General features: G+C 43.2%; 15 protein-coding genes and 1 tRNA gene. 11 read left to right on the plus strand and 5 right to left on the minus strand.

The window, feature by feature from the left end:
• Positions 1-260: 260 nt before the first annotated feature.
• From ABID56_RS00005 to ABID56_RS00015, 3 genes are all read left to right on the plus strand, one after another.
• Positions 261-707: a hypothetical protein gene (locus ABID56_RS00005; protein WP_354218244.1), complete on the plus strand. Its 447-nt coding sequence runs from the start codon at positions 261-263 to the stop codon at positions 705-707.
• Positions 708-784: 77 nt separating this feature from the next.
• Positions 785-1,294: a YfiT family bacillithiol transferase gene (locus ABID56_RS00010; RefSeq protein ID WP_354218245.1), complete on the plus strand. Its 510-nt coding sequence runs from the start codon at positions 785-787 to the stop codon at positions 1,292-1,294.
• 422 nt (positions 1,295-1,716) lie between these two features.
• Positions 1,717-2,946 carry an ISL3 family transposase gene (locus ABID56_RS00015; RefSeq protein ID WP_354218247.1) on the plus strand — a complete coding sequence of 410 codons (1,230 nt, stop codon included), beginning with the start codon at positions 1,717-1,719 and terminating at the stop codon, positions 2,944-2,946.
• 148 nt (positions 2,947-3,094) lie between these two features.
• Here ABID56_RS00015 and ABID56_RS00020 read toward each other — a convergent pair whose 3' ends face one another.
• The gene (locus ABID56_RS00020) at positions 3,095-4,756 is read right to left on the minus strand and encodes an S-layer homology domain-containing protein (protein ID WP_354218249.1); all 1,662 of its coding nucleotides are present in this window, start codon (positions 4,754-4,756) and stop codon (positions 3,095-3,097) included.
• A 335-nt stretch (positions 4,757-5,091) separates the two neighbouring features.
• On the opposite strand from ABID56_RS00020, the gene ABID56_RS00025 reads away from it, so the two are divergent.
• On the plus strand, positions 5,092-5,424 hold the full coding sequence (locus ABID56_RS00025; protein WP_354218250.1) for a thioredoxin family protein: 333 nt from the start codon (positions 5,092-5,094) through the stop codon (positions 5,422-5,424).
• 99 nt (positions 5,425-5,523) lie between these two features.
• On the opposite strand, the gene ABID56_RS00030 is transcribed toward ABID56_RS00025, so the two are convergent.
• Positions 5,524-5,595, minus strand: a tRNA-Val gene (locus tag ABID56_RS00030).
• Between the two features lie 100 nt (positions 5,596-5,695).
• Here ABID56_RS00030 and ABID56_RS00035 point away from each other — a divergent pair.
• Genes ABID56_RS00035 through ABID56_RS00045 form a run of 3 tightly spaced genes read left to right on the plus strand, consistent with a single transcriptional unit; the run spans position 5,696 to position 7,033 of the window.
• Positions 5,696-5,887, plus strand: a complete 192-nt coding sequence (locus ABID56_RS00035) for a hypothetical protein (protein WP_354218251.1) — start codon at positions 5,696-5,698, stop codon at positions 5,885-5,887.
• 24 nt (positions 5,888-5,911) lie between these two features.
• Positions 5,912-6,763, plus strand: coding sequence for a gamma-glutamylcyclotransferase family protein (locus ABID56_RS00040; RefSeq protein ID WP_354218252.1), 852 nt, complete (start codon positions 5,912-5,914; stop codon positions 6,761-6,763).
• Between the two features lie 12 nt (positions 6,764-6,775).
• The gene (locus ABID56_RS00045; protein ID WP_354218254.1) at positions 6,776-7,033 is read left to right on the plus strand and encodes a GIY-YIG nuclease family protein; all 258 of its coding nucleotides are present in this window, start codon (positions 6,776-6,778) and stop codon (positions 7,031-7,033) included.
• 239 nt (positions 7,034-7,272) lie between these two features.
• Here the strand turns inward: ABID56_RS00045 and ABID56_RS00050 are convergent, their stop codons facing one another.
• Together ABID56_RS00050 and ABID56_RS00055 are read right to left on the minus strand one after the other, a co-directional pair.
• Positions 7,273-9,741 (minus strand): S8 family serine peptidase, encoded by a 2,469-nt coding sequence (locus ABID56_RS00050; RefSeq protein WP_354218256.1) that lies wholly within the window; start codon positions 9,739-9,741, stop codon positions 7,273-7,275.
• 265 nt (positions 9,742-10,006) lie between these two features.
• Positions 10,007-10,318: a winged helix-turn-helix transcriptional regulator gene (locus ABID56_RS00055; protein ID WP_354218257.1), complete on the minus strand. Its 312-nt coding sequence runs from the start codon at positions 10,316-10,318 to the stop codon at positions 10,007-10,009.
• Positions 10,319-10,455: 137 nt separating this feature from the next.
• Here ABID56_RS00055 and ABID56_RS00060 point away from each other — a divergent pair, with 137 nt between their 5' ends.
• Positions 10,456-10,986, plus strand: a complete 531-nt coding sequence (locus ABID56_RS00060; protein WP_354218258.1) for a YceI family protein — start codon at positions 10,456-10,458, stop codon at positions 10,984-10,986.
• A 251-nt stretch (positions 10,987-11,237) separates the two neighbouring features.
• Positions 11,238-12,608: a dipeptidase gene (locus ABID56_RS00065; protein WP_354218259.1), complete on the plus strand. Its 1,371-nt coding sequence runs from the start codon at positions 11,238-11,240 to the stop codon at positions 12,606-12,608.
• An 85-nt stretch (positions 12,609-12,693) separates the two neighbouring features.
• Here the strand turns inward: ABID56_RS00065 and ABID56_RS00070 are convergent, their stop codons facing one another.
• Positions 12,694-12,939: a GlsB/YeaQ/YmgE family stress response membrane protein gene (locus ABID56_RS00070; RefSeq protein ID WP_354218260.1), complete on the minus strand. Its 246-nt coding sequence runs from the start codon at positions 12,937-12,939 to the stop codon at positions 12,694-12,696.
• A gap of 233 nt (positions 12,940-13,172) precedes the next feature.
• Here ABID56_RS00070 and ABID56_RS00075 point away from each other — a divergent pair, with 233 nt between their 5' ends.
• Positions 13,173-14,852 carry a PucR family transcriptional regulator gene (locus ABID56_RS00075; RefSeq protein ID WP_354218262.1) on the plus strand — a complete coding sequence of 560 codons (1,680 nt, stop codon included), beginning with the start codon at positions 13,173-13,175 and terminating at the stop codon, positions 14,850-14,852.
• A gap of 247 nt (positions 14,853-15,099) precedes the next feature.
• Positions 15,100-16,308: a M24 family metallopeptidase gene (locus tag ABID56_RS00080; protein WP_377946542.1), complete on the plus strand. Its 1,209-nt coding sequence runs from the start codon at positions 15,100-15,102 to the stop codon at positions 16,306-16,308.
• Positions 16,309-16,333 lie beyond the last annotated feature (25 nt).

Raw genomic sequence — 16,333 nt, forward strand, 5'->3', positions numbered from 1 at the left:
TTGGAGCATCTCATAAGCTACAGCTAATCTTAGATAACAAGCTAACGTTTCTACTAGACTAGGGTCATTTACACAAAATTATTGACACTCCCTAAATTGAAAATTTTTAAATTTTTAAATTTATATTTTAAACAAAAATACAATAAACAAGTGTATTTTTCAACCAATAATGATTTAAATTCTTACTCAATTTATATATATTAGAAATTTATTAAATTTTATAGTATAATTTTCTCATAATTTAAACTAGGAGGCAAACAATGCTAAATAAATTTAAGGACAAATTCGCGGACTTTAGTCAAAATGGTGTACCAATTAAAGTCACACAAACAATGCTAGAAGAGCTCATTCGTTATCATTCAAGTGAGGCAGATATTAATGTTGATATTGAACCTGGTCAGATTAGAATTTATGGTTCCAAAGAAGTGAGTAAAATGAAAATTAAAAAGAATGTCTCTTTTGAAGCAGTCCTAGAGTCTGTGCATGCTGAAAAGAGAATGATTGAATTTAAGTTGACTAAATTAAAACCAGTTGATTTAGATTTTATCAATAAAAAGTTATTTAACCGCCCGCCATTTTTACAGTATCAAGATCGCCATGTGAAAATGGACTTTAATAGCTGGGAAATTGTACAAAGTGTCCCGGTAGGTAATATAAAATCGTTTGAGTTTAAGGATGGAGAAATTGAGTTGAAACTTGGTATGTAAATAAAGTTGAATGATAAGTCAATTCTTAATACTCATCCTATGTTAAACTAAACTCAAACCAATAAAGGAGGCCAAACATGGACGTTAAATTCCCGATTGGACCACTAGAGGTGCCTGAAGATCCGACGTTAGAAGATGTGCAGGCGTGGATGAAGGATGTTGACACGTATACGATACGATTGCGCGAGATGGTGGATGGTTTGAGTGAAGCGGATTTGCAGAAGACGTATCGTGAGGGTAGTTATACGGTGAAGCAGATGGTGCATCATATTGCGGATTCGCAGTTGAATATGTATCAGCGGTTGAAGCTTGCTTTGACGGATGATAACCCGAAAGTGCCTGCGTTTGATCAAGACAAATGGGCGGTTCAGCCTGATGCGGCGTTGCCTGTTGAGAGTTCGATCAAGATGTTAGAAGGGATTAATGAGCGTGTGGTTGCTGTAGGCGCGAACGTGTCCGCAGAAGACTTGAAGCGGGTGTTTACACATCCGGATAATGGTGAAATCTCGGTTGCGACGAAATTGGCGAAGCTGTCGTGGCATGAAGAGCATCATTTGGCCCATATTAAGCTTGCGTTGGAACAATAGAGTGATTGATTGAGAGCTTATCCTTGGGGGTAGGCTCTTTTTTTAATCACGTTTTTATTTTTGGCTCTACAATATTTGTTGGGGTAGTGGCGCAATTTAGGGTGAATTGTGGGATGGTAGCCGTTGGTGTCAGGTGATCCGCTTACGGTGGATGCTTGCACCCATAGGGCACAAGTGCAACATCTGCTCAATCTCACTACGTTCGTTTTTTCGCAGTGTTTTCTATGCAGGGGCACGGCTCGAGCCTCCTCAGCCCAAAAGCGGGGCTTGCGGGGTCTCGAGACGCGTGCTGTTCCCGCAGGCGTCACCACCGACGCTCCTCATCTGACACCAACTAAGTGCTCTAATGAAACAAAAAAAGCACGCAAGCTCCTTATTTGTTATCCTTGTTTTATACCACTAAAACAAAACAAAGGAGCTACGTGCATATGTATCTTAACATGACACTACCAGGATTGGAAAGCTTTCGTGTGATTGAGGCAAGAGAAGAGAAAGGGTTTTTTCATATTCATATCGAGCGTCCTCGTGATTGGACACCGTGTCCTGCTTGTCAAACCTTAACACAAAAGGTTCATGACTATCGCTGGCAAAAAATCAAACATAATCGGTTGTTTAATCGACCGACGTTGATCTGGTACCGAAAACGACGTTATCAATGTCATCACAGGACGTGCCGTAAACGGTTTGATGAACCGAATCAACTCGTAGATCGTTATCAGCGCCATTCGATTGAGTTCAATCAAGCATTAGGGCTTGAAACGATTCATGGTAAAACGTTCAAGGATACAGCTCAGCGATTTGGTGTATCTCCAACGACAGTAATGAGACGCTTTGATGAGATAAGTGAACCACTTTTAACGACAACGCAACAGTTACCATCAATCATTGCGATTGATGATTTTAAGGGCGATATGGATGGTGAGCGTTTTCAAACGATTGTGACCGATCCGATCAAACGAGAGCCGATTGATATTTTGAAGGATCGTCAAAAAACCACCGTCTATAATTATTTGAAAGATCACGCTGATACCGTTAAGGTCGTTGTAATGGATATGAGTCCGTCGTATAAAGCAGCGGTCGATCAAGCGTTAAATCAGCCGATCATTGTGGCTGATCGCTTTCATTTTGTACGTTATATTTATTGGGCGTTGGACCGTGTCAGACGTCGTGTTCAAAACGTGTTTGATGATTATGATCGTAAGAAATGCAAGCGCATGCGTCATGTCTTTATGAAACAGGCTGACATGTTAAGCGCTAAACAAGCATGGTATCTTCATCACTATTGCGATAAATCCGATTTATTAACGGATGCTTACTTGCTTAAAGAATGGTTCAACGACTGGTTCGACAACGCTAAAAAGCAAGGACCAAACGCTTTAAATGCCATTAAACAAGGCATGTATCAGTTTTATGATACCGTCAGAGCATCAGAGATACCCGAGTTTGAAAAAGCAATCGAGACGCTCCAAAATTGGCAGAAAGAAATCATGAATAGTTTTGCGTATAATTTACACAACGGTTATGTAGAGGGAATTAATAATCAAACGAAGGTTATTAAGCGCCAAGCATTTGGGTTTAGGCGATTTGATCGAATGCGCCGAAAAGTGTTATTGCATCACAAATATAAAGAAATACAAGGACAAATGGCATAAATAAGGAGTGCCCTCAACTGGGCACCCCAACATTTGACTTAGAACCTTATTTTTGAAATAACTCCTTAAATTTATCTCAAAACTTCCTTTAAATATTTAAAAAGTGAGGCGACTTTTCAAATAAGTCGCCTCACTTTTTTCATAACTTTTATTCTGCTACAATTTCGTCTTTCATTTCATTTAACGTGACGTCGCCGATCCCTTTAATGAGTTTCATTTCTGTAATGTCGTCAAAGCCGCCGTTTTGGTCGCGGTAATTGATGACGCGGTTGGCAATGGTTGGGCCGACGTTTGTAATGTCTTGCAAGCGCTCATGGTCGGCTGTGTTCAAGTTGACAGGGTAGCTAACAGCATCGTCGCCATTGTTCGAACTTGAATCATCTTGGCCATTTGATGAATCATTTTCAGGTGTTGCTGCTTCGCCGTCCCACGGTTCGACATTCACATCGTACGTTTGTCCATTGGTTTCGATGACGATATCGTCTTGTGCTGCAGTCGAATATAGTGTCGTGTTAGATGCTTCTAGGCGGTTAACGACTTCATCGTGTGGGTGACCGTAAGAATTGTCGGCACCGTATGAAAAGATCGCATATTCTGGTTCAATCGTATCAATAAAGGATTCGGATGAACTTGAATTTGAGCCGTGGTGTCCGACTTTATAAACGTCTGTGTTTGCGATGTCGCTATGATTTAGCATGTCTTGTTCGGCTTCAGCTTCAGCGTCACCTGTAAACAAGAAGGACGCTTCATCATAACTGACATGAAGGGCGACGGATGCATTATTGATGTCATCACCTTGATTTCCCGCATACACGAACTCTGCTTCTAAATTAGTTTTATCGTTATTGACTAATGTTTCGCCCGCTTCAGGTGTATCGAAATCAATTCCCTTTGTGTCGATGGCGTTTTGATAGTCGTCGTACGTTTGAGTCGAGTGTTCAACGCCACTACCGTAAACATTTTCGACGTTAAACGAATCGAAAACGTCAGTCATACCACCGATATGGTCAGCGTGTGCGTGGGTGGCAATCACGTGGTCGATTGTGTCGATGTTTTGTTCGTTTAGATAGCTTACAACCTCATCGCTATAAGCTGATTTACCAGCGTCTATTAAAATCGTTTTATCATTTGGAGTTGTGAGTAACGTGCTATCACCTTGGCCGACATTGATAAAGTGAACTTCTAAATCACCCTGTGCGACGGGGGTATCGTTTTCGCCTTGTGTCATTGTGCGGTAGATCATTGCTGAAAAAGCGCCGCGTGTGATGTCGTGACTCGGGCGGTAAGTATCGTCTGGATAGCCGTTCGTAATATCGTTTGCGACGAGTTTTTCGACGTGTTCAGTTTTCCAGTCGTTTTCTGGGATGTCGGTAAACGGCACGTCTTCTCGGTCATTTAATTCAAATGCTTCACTGATTAATTTGGCCATTTGTCCGCGGTTCACATCATCATTTGGTCCGAATGTTCCATCAGGATAGCCGTCGATCACGTCCATATCCGTGAGTTTTTGAATGTAACCAGACGCATAACTATCTGGATCAACATCTGGAAACTCAGTCGTTTGCTTGTCGCCGTTAAGATCAAGAGCTCGTCCTAACATCGTCGCTGCTTGCCCGCGGGTGACGGTCCCACTCGGGTTGAACGAGCCATCTGTAAGTCCGTTAATAATTGATTCATTCGCTAAATAATCAATTTCCTCACTAAATTGATGACTGTCGGACACGTCTGAAAAATCGGCCGCCGCAGTCGGGAGAGCCAGCATAACACTTACGGATACAATGCTGACGAGTGACACAAATTTTTTAATCATGTAATCCCCTTTCTATTTTATGCAAGATAGAATGATAGCAGATGTTCCGATTGATAGATTGGTGGTATTAATGGGAATATCTGCAACTGTTATCATTGTATATCAGTTTCCACCTGAAGTCTAATTGTCTACTCGGAATTATCTCATAATCCCCTTAGATTATGAGATAATTCCGTTAGTTTATGAGATAATTCAGCGAGATTATGAGATAAAGTCAGGAGATTATCTCATAATGTCGAGGAATTATTTGATAATTTATGAAGATGCTTAACTTGTCATGGGGTGTTTTGCATTTTATAATTTATATGGTTAATGAAAATAAGGGGGGTTATGAGATGACAGAGATGATTAATCAAGAACAATTTGAGAACGTGATCGCGGGTGAAGAGCGTGTCGTCGTTAAAATTTCGGCTGATTGGTGCCCAGATTGTAAGCGTATGGACTTTTTCATCGGGAGTGTGCTAGAGGATCTTGAATCGTTCCCGTTTTACGAGTTAAATAAAGATGAGTATCCAGAGGTCGCTGAAAAATACGATGTGATGGGGATTCCGAGTTTGCTCGTCTTTCAGAATGGTGAAAAAATCGGTCACTTACACAGCGCGAACGCGAAGACGCCTGATGAGGTTTCTGAGTTTTTAAGTCAATATTTCAATGCTGTTTCGGCCTAATAATAGCAATCGACCGGTCATCTTCCGAGGTGGCCGGTTATTTTTATCATAAAAAAATACGCCCAACCGATTGAGTATCAGTTGGACGCATTTACCTAGTGACTCCGGCTGGATTCGAACCAGCGACCCCTTGCCTGTCAAGCAAGTGCTCTCCCACTGAGCTACGGAGTCGTGTTTTGAAAATGTCATAGACGTTTTGTCGACAAGTACTAATATAATAGCTTATAATGTTTATGTCAACACTTTTTGAAAAAGTCGGAGGTAAATTTTTATGATACCGCGAATGTTAACGTATTTGTTGCTAGGCATTGTGTTATTAGCAGGGGTTGCGTATTTCCTGCCACAATATATTCATTATATTTGGATTGCCTTGTCAGTCGCTTTTGTGTTTGGCTTAGCAATGCTTGTTTATATTTATGGCAAGCGAGTGTTATTATTAATGAAAGAATTGAAAAAAGATTAGTAAGAGTTAACTGGGGATGGTCGTATGGGAGTATTAATGTTTGTTTATGGGACGTTGCGCCATGGCGAACGGAATCATGGATTGATAGAAGACGAGAGGGCGGTAGCTTATCAGGCGTCGGTTTCTGGAAAATTGGTCGATACGGGCGAAGGGTTTCCTGCTATCGTCTTAGATGATACGTCGCGAGTGTTTGGTGAAGTGTATGATGTGTCGGAAAACATTTTGGCTAAGGTTGATGCGTTAGAAGGGGTTGATCCTCGAGGGGCGCCTTTTTATGACCGAAAAGTTGTGACGGTGTCGACTGACCATGGTGATGTAAAAGCTTATACATATGTGATGACGAATGAACAAGTGGATGGTTTGCAAGAGATTGCCTCTGGTGATTGGCGGTTAGACCGCGTGTTGTCGCAAACATTACCATATTATTTTGCTTACGGCTCGTGTATGGATGATAAACGGATTAAGCAAGCTGGCATGTACGATGAATTTACGCGATTAGGTGCAGGTGTTTTAGACGGGTATGCGTTAAGGTTTTCGACGTACGTATCAGATGGTGGTCGAGCGGATATTGTTGAAGCGGACGAATCGGTTGAAGGTGTTGTCTATGAGATTACTCTTCAGGGTAAAGCGTATTTGTACGAACGTGAAGGGGTGCATATTGGAAAATACCGCCCGGCGATCGTTGATGTTGATTTTGAAGGGCAAATGGTCCCGATGCTGACGTTTATTGTGATCGATAAACAGCCGGAGTTTGCGCCGCCTGATCATTATTTAAGTGAGATTTTGCGCGGGGGTGCGCCGGATTTAAGCATGCCGTATTTGGCGACGGTTCATAATCGGGTGGAAGCGTTGCGCGGGTCCGGGGTGAGGACGTAAGGAGTGTAATGGATGTATTATATTTATATGCTGCGTTGCCGTGATGGCTCGTTATATACGGGTTATACGAATGATGTGGATGCGCGGGTCGCAAAACATCAAGCAGGGGAAGCGGCGAAATATACGCGTGCGAAACGGCCGGTTGAGCTCGTCTATCAAGAGGTGTATGAGACAAAGTCAGAAGCGATGCGTCGTGAAGCAGCGATTAAGCAATTACATAAGCGAGCGAAGGAACAGTTGGTTCGCACAAAGCCATTAGAAGTACAGTAAACCTGCGGAGAGTGGGTTTATTTTTTTCGCGCGTCGTCACTTATTTCAAAAACACGTTTAGTTATTTAAAAACTCACTCGAGTTATTAAATAAATTCGAGAAGATATTTCATAACTGCGCGAACTTATTTCATAACTACGCGCAGTTATCTCATAAATTCGAGAAGTTATTTCAAAACTGAATCGAGCTAATCATATAAAAAGCATCGGAGCGATTAAAGCTCCGATGCTTTCCTTATCTTATTCGATATTAAATTCTCCTAGGACCCAGCCTTCTTCTTTGTCACCTTTACCGACAAAGACGACGAAATTATAGCCGTCGGATGGAAGTAAAGCTGGTAGTTGTGGCAGGATCGGGCTTGCGTCAATCGTGAAGTTGTGTTCGCCTGCGGTTTGTGGTCCCGCCTGAGCAATCACAGCTCCTGCAGATAAGCCAGCGTCGTAAATCGCAAAGTCGACGTATTCGATGTCATAGTTAAAACCTAGCGTCACGTCGAAAATACCTTGGTCGAGCGTAAAATTACCAAAATCGAGTAAATCGTCAATTTCGAAGACGTCGTAAGGGTCTTGGACGAATAAGACAGTCGGAATTTCGATTGTCTCATCGTCGCCTGTTAACGTGATTAACCCTTCGTAATATCCGCCTTCAAGTTTGCCCGCATCGACTTGAACATTCATATTCACTTGTTGTGTGCCGCCCGCTTTGACGTTTAAATTGTTGCTCGTCATGACTTTAATATGGTTGTTCCCATCAAATAATGTGACGTCCATATCATAGCGTTGACGTTCGTTCGATAGATTGTCGATCTCGAAATGTTGGCGTTCGACTTGTTTGCCGTTTTCTTTTTCAAAAGTACCGAATGAGTAAGAACCAGGGGCCATGAGTGTATCTGTCGTGATAGCATCTGGAATGCGGATGCTACCTGCGCCCTGTGTATTGTTCGGATAACGTTCACCATCTAAATCTTCGAGTGGCTCAGCTGTATTCATAAGCGCGCCCTTCACATCATCGACGCCCCAGTCTGGGTTCGCATCGACTAGTAGAGCCGCAGCACCTGCGACGTGTGGGGCAGCCATGCTTGTACCAGACATTGCCGCATACGCGTGAGGCATCGCATCATTATGTGTTGGTACCGTACTAATGACACCCACACCTGGTGCGCTCACGTCAGGTTTAATCATCCACGTGTCTGTAACAGGACCGCGTGATGAAAAGTCAGCGATCATTTCGCCACTTAAACCGTCTTCTTCAATGTTAAATGACATCATGTTGTCGCCTGATTGCACCGCTCGAGTTAACATTGCACCATCAGCTTGCGACATTTTAATCGTCGGTACAGCCATATCGCCAACGCGTGGTTGCTCGCCCTCAACATTATTGTAAATAACCATACCGATAGCGCCAGCTTCGGCAACGTTAGTCGCTTTGTCGACAAATGGATACTCGCCGCGCTCAACTAACGCAATCTTGCCGTCTAAATCAAGGCCAGCGACATCATCTGCTGAGCCTAAACCAGCTTCGACGAGTTCGTATTCGCCTTCATTTAATGCGAGTAATGCATCAGATGACGGCGTGCCCATCACATTTGCACTGTCAAAATTTAATCCATTCAAATCAAGTGCCACATCATACAACATATACGGTAGTTCACTTGCCCCAACTGAAATCGCTTCGCGGCTCGTACCAGGTGAGCCAACTGACCAATCGCTCGGTCCGCTATTACCGTTCGATGATACAGCGACAACGCCGTCTTGCATCGCGTTATCTAAAGCTAATGATGTCGCGAAATCAGGGTCATTGCTCGTATTGCCAAGGGATAAGTTCATCACGTCAACACCATCTTCTACGGCGCGTTCAATACCAGCGATAACATTGTCTGTCGTGCCGTTTCCACCAGGGCCGAGTACGCGGTAACCGAGTAGGTCAACATCTGGCGCGACACCTTTGATCAATCCGTTCGCCGCAATCGTACCAGCAACGTGCGAGCCATGATTCGTCACTTCGCCTTGGTCGGGTTGCGTTTCTTGTGGGTCGAGGTCTTGATCAACGAAATCATAGCCTTTATAGTCGCCGAATGCGTGATCGAGGTCAGGGTGTGTGTAATCAACCCCCGTATCAATCACGGCGACCGTAATGCCTTCACCTGTGTATCCAAGGTCATTCCACACATCTGGTGCGCCAATATGTGGTGCTGTATCGATCATCTCAGGTGAGACTTCGTTTTGACCAAAAGATTGCTCACTCACCTTTGTCACCTCGTGTGTGACGTTTGGATAAACCGCCTCGACACCGTCAAGAGCGGTAATCGCGCGAATATCCTTTTGTTTCACATCGAGTGAAAAACCACTAAAAACATAATCGTATTCGCGTCCAATGTCACTAGAGCTAGTAATCGACTCAATGCGTTTAATCACATCAGCCCGCTCACTTTCAAGTTGGTCGCGGTCCACATAAAGATCTTGGTGTTTACCTTCTAAAACAGAAGGCGATGTCATTTCGACAATAACGGTCACCTTCTCATCTGAGTCGTAATCAAACTCTCCGTGGATCGTCCCTGTGCGCGTCATGTCTTGCGTTTGTTCTGTATCGTGATGTTTTTGTTTGCCTTTACTTTTCGCTTCCACATGACTTGTTGATGTGATGAATACACTGAAAACGAGTAGTAGAGCGAGGATGCTAAATAATGCTTTGTGTAACCTTCTCGACATGCCATTCCCTCCTTAAAATTTTGCCTAATGGCTTACATATAAGTTATTCCATAAGGGGTAGGGCTTTTCCTTGAGTCTAATTAACTAATTAAAAGAAAATTTTGACGATTGTGTTTAAAACTTGTGATAACGGGGATTGTTTAGTAGGTTTGTCGAAAAGTGGATAGGGCTTTCGTTTTGGTTTTCGACGGTCTTTTTTGGTGGGGATGATGTGATGGGGGTGTTTAGGCCTAAAAAAACGCCCCCGCGATAATCGCGAGAACGTTTAGTCTGCTTCGACCCACTCATCAGCCCAGGCTTGAATTTGATTAAGCGCTGGTTTCAGTGACTGACCTTTATCCGTTAATGTGTATACGATCCGCACGGGGGTTTCGTCATAAACCGTCCGTGTGACGATGTCTTCTTTTTCTAGATCCTTTAATCGTTCAGATAAGACACGGCCACTGACGCCGATTGCGGATTCTATTTCACAAAAACGCTGCGGGCCTTCTAATAGTTGAAAAACAATGAGTGACGTCCAGCGTTTGTTCATAATGGATAATGCTTTTTCAAATTTCGGGCAAATCGTTTGATCCATATGCGATCACCTCTTGTTGACATTATAACCAATAAGGTGACGTTTGAAAATCATTTTACTTACTTGACTTAATTAAGTTATTTATGTATAGTTAGTTACATAAAGTAAGTAACATAATTTGAAGGAGGCTATTTTTTATGGCACAAGTATCACTAGACAAAGTACACAGCTCCATTGACTTCCAAGTGAAGCATATGATGGTATCAAAAGCGAAAGGTGAATTTCAAAACTTCGACGTTGAAGTAAGCGGTGATCCGAAAGATTTAAGCACGGTGAACGCCAAAGCATCGGTTTACGTCGATTCAATCGAAACGAATCAAGAAGATCGTAACGGTCACTTGAAATCAGAAGACTTTTTCGATGTTGAAAACTATCCTGAAATCACGGTTCAATCAAAATCATTTAAACAAAAAGATGACGATGAATACGAAATGGTAGCGGATGTGACGATTAAAGGTGTCACAAATGAAGAGACATTTGAAGTCGAAGCAAACGGTGTTGCGAAAGACCCAATGAGCGGTAACATGGTTGCTGGTTTTGATATCGAAGGCAAGATTAACCGTGAAGACTACGGTCTAACATGGAACGCGCCACTTGAAACGGGCGGCGTGTTAATCGGTAAAGACGTGAAGATTCAAGCAGCATTTGAATTTGTTGTTGAAGAATAAAGCATACTAAAAGAGAGGTGTCATGCCTCTCTTTTTTTGTGTATTTGAGGTTCGCCGTATAATCGTGCTATTTCGCCGAATGTTTCTGAAAAATCGCCGTATATCATCACTTTTTCGCCGTATCACAGCCGAATTTCGCCGTATGCAGTCAAATTTTATCGGTAACCGATCATTTTTTGATTATTCACTCATGCACAAATGCTACTTTTATTTTATAATGGAATGAAGATATGGATTAAGGAGGGGCAGTTATGCAAAATCAAGTCATTCAATTTTTGAAAGATAATCGCGAACGTCATTTAGAGGAGTTGCAAGATTTCTTAAAAATCCCGAGTATTAGTTCGTTATCTAAACATAAAGAGGATACGCTACGCGGGGCGCAATGGGTTGAGCAAGAGCTGAACAATATTGGCTTTCAAGAAGCGAAAATTATGGAGACAGACGGGCATCCAGTTGTTTACGGTGAATACATAGCAGATGGTAATGCGCCGACCGTTTTAGTGTATGGGCATTACGACGTGCAACCCGTTGATCCGCTTCATTTATGGGATTCTGAGCCGTTCGAGCCGACGATTCGTGATGAGAAAATTTATGCGCGCGGGGCGACGGATGATAAAGGCCAAGTGTTCATGCATTTGAAAGTGATGGAGGCGGTCATTAATCAAGATGACACGCCACCCGTTAACTTTAAAGTGTTAATCGAAGGTGAAGAGGAGATCGGGAGTCCGAACTTACCGAAGTTTGCTGAAGAAGAAGCGGACCGATTAAACGCGGATTTAGTGATCGTATCCGATTCAGCACTTGTTGAAAAAGGGAAACCGACGATTACGTACGGTCTGCGCGGATTAGCAGGCATTCAAATCGACGTAGAAGGTGCGAATAGCGATCTCCACTCTGGTGAATACGGTGGCGGGGTCGTCAATCCGATTCATGCGCTCGTTAAAATTGTCGATTCGTTCCGCGATGATAATAATCGGATTCAAGTTGAAGACTTTTATCGTGATATCCCGGAGCTCACGCAGGATGAACGTGATGCGCTAGCGCGGGTGGCGGTTGATGAAGATCAATTAAAAGATGATCTCGGGGTTCCAGCGTTAGACGGTGAAGCAGGATATTCGTATGTTGAACGTACATCAGTCCGCCCAACACTTGAGGTGAACGGCATTTACGGTGGTTTCCAAGGTGAAGGAATAAAAACTGTTTTACCAAAGCAGGCGACAGCGAAAATTACGTGCCGTCTTGTGCCAGATCAAGACCCTGAGCATATCGTGGAGCAATTAACGAAACATGTACACGCGAATGCGCCAGTCGGTGTCGACGTGAGCGTAACGCCATTTGATAAAGGTAAACCTTATGTAACGCCATTTGACCACCCAGTGATTCAAAAGGCAGCACAAGCTTACGAAACGGTTTATCAAAACGACACAGCGTACATCCGCGGTGGTGGGTCGATTCCGATCGTTGCTGAGCTCGATCGTATTTTGAACGTGCCGGTTGTTTTAATGGGCTTCGGCTTACCAGATGAAAACTTACACGCACCAAATGAGCACTTCCACTTGGAGAACTTTGACCAAGGAATGGAAACGCTCGTGCGTTATATGTATTTACTAGGTGAATCTTAAAGTGCGAGTCCGACTACTTGGGTGGTCGGGCTTTTTAATATACCTTGTGCGTATACATAAAAAAGACTGGCCTAAGCCAGCCTTCTTACTTCACGATTTTCATAATGAGGCTTAAAATGGCGACGACGATAACCGCGCCGACAATCGCAGGGAAAATCGCGATCCCCATCACTTCAGGGCCGATTTTGCCGAATAAGGATTGACCGATATACGCGCCAATAAAACCACTGACAATATTAGCGATCACACCGCCTGGAGTGCCACCGATCAGCATTCCGCCAATCCAACCGATAAGACCGCCAACGATAATAAATAATATAAGTTCTAACATCTGTTAACACTCCTTTTGTCCTTTTATTTAAGCGTTACCCGTGTTGTCGCATGTCGTAAACATTTAATGTTAAATTGGCGAAATACCTCCAAATACAATAATCCACCTGAAAAATCGACGATATTTCATAAAACAATGCAATAACTGCGGTGTAAAAATCACAATTTTCTGAATTGACGCTTTTAACCCTTTCCATCTATAATAAAAGAACAGACAGGAGAGAAGGTGATCACATGGGTATTTTCATGCGTGATGTGCTTGGTTTGGATATGATGAGAGAGGCTGTTGTGCATACGGGTAATGCTGTGCTTGATCAGGATCAAATCGAGTGGATTTCGATGATTGAATATCCCGTTGAAAATTTTGTCCGTAAACATGAATTCGTCCTGACGACGGGGATGGGGTGCGAAGAGGATCCTGCTTTGTTTCGGACGTTTGTGCAAGATGTGATCGATTCTGGTGCGACAGCTTTAGCCGTTGCAACGGGGCGTTACGTTTATAATATACCACAAGATGTGATTACATTAGCTGAAGCATGCGAGTTTATTTTAGTCGAAGTGCCATGGCAGACGCGCTTTTCAGATCTCATTCACCGCGTAATTCAATTGTTAAATGATGAAAATGAAGCGAATCGGAACAAAGCAGAAGCGCTCAGGCAGCGGTTAACGACAAGTGTGCTGAACGGCTGCACGTTAGAGGAACTAATGGACCAATTATATGAAGCGATTCAAATCCCCGTTGCGATTAGTGATGATGAAAAAAATGTCCGCGCGAATTGTGATTTTGATTCAGATGTAATCGCCGCGTTGAATGGCGAACGGGATATCTCGGTTGAAAAATTACGCCAACCGGACTTGCCGCTGACCGAACACCCACTTTATCACCATTTAGATCAATATATTGTCGGCGAGAAAACATGTTATGAGTTGACGATTTTATCAAATAGTAAAAAACAAGGGTATTTACTCGTGATGCCTGAGTCGGCTGAACAGCTTAATTGGTTTACGATGCACGCCTTAGAGCACGGTTTGACGGCATGTGCGCTTTATTTTTTAACGGAAAATGCGGTGGAAAAAACAGAAATTCGGTTGAAGGATAATTTTGTGTTGCAGCTGGCGAAAGATGATACAGCACTTGATGTGAAAATGCTCTCCAAAGGGGAATTGCTCGGTTATGATTTAACGCGAGCGTATGCATGTATTGTGGGCGATTTTCGGTTGAAAGCGGATGAAACCGACTGGCAAGACACCCAAGATCAATCAGGGCAGTCGTCGTTACATAGTTTGAATTATTACGTGCAAAAGGAAATCACGCATGCGAGTCAGCAGTTTGACCGGCGCACGATGTCGTCATTCGATGAAGGTGAAGTGATCATCTTTTTAGAAATTGAAGCGTCGGGCTATCAAGAAACGGTGAATCATTTTTTAGATATGGTGGAACGCCGGTTGCACGATCAGTTGGCTCATGTGTATTTTGCGTGGGGCATTGGTTTGCATGGTGACGGGATGCGTGCGTTTTATGAAAGTTATCAAGAAGCGCGGACGGCACTCGATATTCATACAGAAGAGCACGGGTTTGGCGAGCGGACGTTTTTCGAAGAGACGAAGGTGAATCGGTTGCTTATGAATATTGCGGGAAATGATGCGCTGATTGAGATGGTGCAAGAGACGGTTAGTCCATTGATTGACTATGATCGTAAGCGGCAAACCGATTTGATTCACACATTTATGACGTATCAAAAATATAAAGGGAACGTCAGTCAGACTGCGCGCGCGTTAAATTTGCACCGGCAGTCGTTGTTGTACCGGCTTAGAAATATCGAGCAGTTGACCGGTTTGACGTTAGTCGATGCGGATGACTCGTTTATGCTGGAGTTGAGCGTCCGATTATGGTTGCTCAAGCAATTTAAATAGGGGATAAGGAAAAACTTGGCCGCGGCCAAGTTTTTTTTGTTTTATGAAAGTTGTTAGACAAAGTCGTCACATTGTCTAACAATCTTGGTGCAACAATAATGGTAGCGCTTTCAAAAAGTGTATAAAACCTGCCCGAAAAACTTCATACACTTTGCACATTATCAAACCGGACCGAACGGGAATATAATGAACATAACAAAACATTTAAAATATTCAGTTAATTGAAAAGAAGGGAGGCGTTACAATGTTGACGTTTGATATTTTGGAATATCAAGAACGACTACGGCGGACGAAAGCGCGGATGGAAAAGCAAGGGGTGGAGGTCTTACTGATTACTGACCCAGCCAATATGAACTATATATCAGGGTATGATGCATGGTCATTTTACGTGCATCAAATGTTGATCGTGATCATTGATGAGCCGCAGCCGATTTGGATCGGACGTTTAATGGACGAAAACGGGGCAAAGGCGACGACGTGGATGTACGATGAAAATATCATGTCGTATCCTGATTACTACGTCAATTCCGAAGTTTATCATCCGATGCAGTTTATCGGCGATATTTTGAACGAAATTGGTCACGGTAACCGGCGTATCGGTGTAGAGATGGATCAATATTATTTTTCAGCAAAAGCGTACATGACGTTACTACAAAAATTACCGAATGCGACGTTTATTGATGCGACATCACTTGTAAATTGGGTGCGCATTGTCAAATCAGACCAAGAACTCGAATTTATGCGTCGTGCTGGTCAAATTTCAGAGCGTGCGATGACAGCAGGCATTCAAGCGATGCATACCGGGTCACGCGAAAACGATGCAGCCGCGGCGATTTATTACGAGCTCATTAAAGGGACAGAAGAATTCGGTGGCGATTATCCGTCGATTGTACCGATGATTCCGACGGGTGAAAATACCTCGACGCCGCATTTAACGTGGTCGGATCGTTATTTTGAAGAAGGTAATGCCGTCATTATCGAATTGTCAGGTTGTTATGAACGTTATCACGCACCGCTCGCGCGGACGATTTCAATTGGGCATGCGTCAGATCGGTTATACCGCTTGAACGAAATCGTGCAAGAAGGCATTGAAAACGTGCTAAGTCGTGCAAAACCGGGGATTTATTTAGAAGAATTAGAGGAAGCTTGGCGTGAATCGACGCGCAAATACGGAATCGAAAAAGAATCGCGTCTTGGCTATGCAATGGGCTTAAATTACCCACCTGACTGGGGTGAGCATACGGCAAGCATTCGTAAAGGGGATAAAACAGTACTTGAGCCAAATATGACATTCCACTTTATCCCAGGGTTGTGGTTTGATGCAGACGGTATCGAAATGAGCGAATCATTCGTCGTCACCGATCAAGGTGCTGAATTGTTAACGAATTATACGCGCGATCTGATCGTGACGAGCCCATATCACTTTCCAGATAACAGTCAAGGTATTATTAGTTAAATCATAAGGTTTTACGTTAAATAAA

Origin of the sequence: Alkalibacillus flavidus (assembly GCF_040545925.1) — a bacterium.
Classification (GTDB): Bacteria; Bacillota; Bacilli; order Bacillales; family Alkalibacillaceae; genus Alkalibacillus; species Alkalibacillus flavidus.

Excerpts from the sequence above, each read along its gene's own strand:
- ABID56_RS00020 (WP_354218249.1), bottom strand. The coding sequence starts at position 4,756 with ATGATTAAAAAATTTGTGTCACTCGTCAGCATTGTATCCGTAAGTGTT.
- ABID56_RS00005 (WP_354218244.1), top strand. The coding sequence starts at position 261 with ATGCTAAATAAATTTAAGGACAAATTCGCGGACTTTAGTCAAAATGGT.
- ABID56_RS00075 (WP_354218262.1), top strand. The coding sequence starts at position 13,173 with ATGGGTATTTTCATGCGTGATGTGCTTGGTTTGGATATGATGAGAGAG.
- ABID56_RS00050 (WP_354218256.1), bottom strand. The coding sequence starts at position 9,741 with ATGTCGAGAAGGTTACACAAAGCATTATTTAGCATCCTCGCTCTACTA.
- ABID56_RS00010 (WP_354218245.1), top strand. The coding sequence starts at position 785 with ATGGACGTTAAATTCCCGATTGGACCACTAGAGGTGCCTGAAGATCCG.
- ABID56_RS00070 (WP_354218260.1), bottom strand. The coding sequence starts at position 12,939 with ATGTTAGAACTTATATTATTTATTATCGTTGGCGGTCTTATCGGTTGG.
- ABID56_RS00025 (WP_354218250.1), top strand. The coding sequence starts at position 5,092 with ATGACAGAGATGATTAATCAAGAACAATTTGAGAACGTGATCGCGGGT.
- ABID56_RS00035 (WP_354218251.1), top strand. The coding sequence starts at position 5,696 with ATGATACCGCGAATGTTAACGTATTTGTTGCTAGGCATTGTGTTATTA.
- ABID56_RS00060 (WP_354218258.1), top strand. The coding sequence starts at position 10,456 with ATGGCACAAGTATCACTAGACAAAGTACACAGCTCCATTGACTTCCAA.
- ABID56_RS00045 (WP_354218254.1), top strand. The coding sequence starts at position 6,776 with ATGTATTATATTTATATGCTGCGTTGCCGTGATGGCTCGTTATATACG.
- ABID56_RS00055 (WP_354218257.1), bottom strand. The coding sequence starts at position 10,318 with ATGGATCAAACGATTTGCCCGAAATTTGAAAAAGCATTATCCATTATG.
- ABID56_RS00065 (WP_354218259.1), top strand. The coding sequence starts at position 11,238 with ATGCAAAATCAAGTCATTCAATTTTTGAAAGATAATCGCGAACGTCAT.
- ABID56_RS00040 (WP_354218252.1), top strand. The coding sequence starts at position 5,912 with ATGGGAGTATTAATGTTTGTTTATGGGACGTTGCGCCATGGCGAACGG.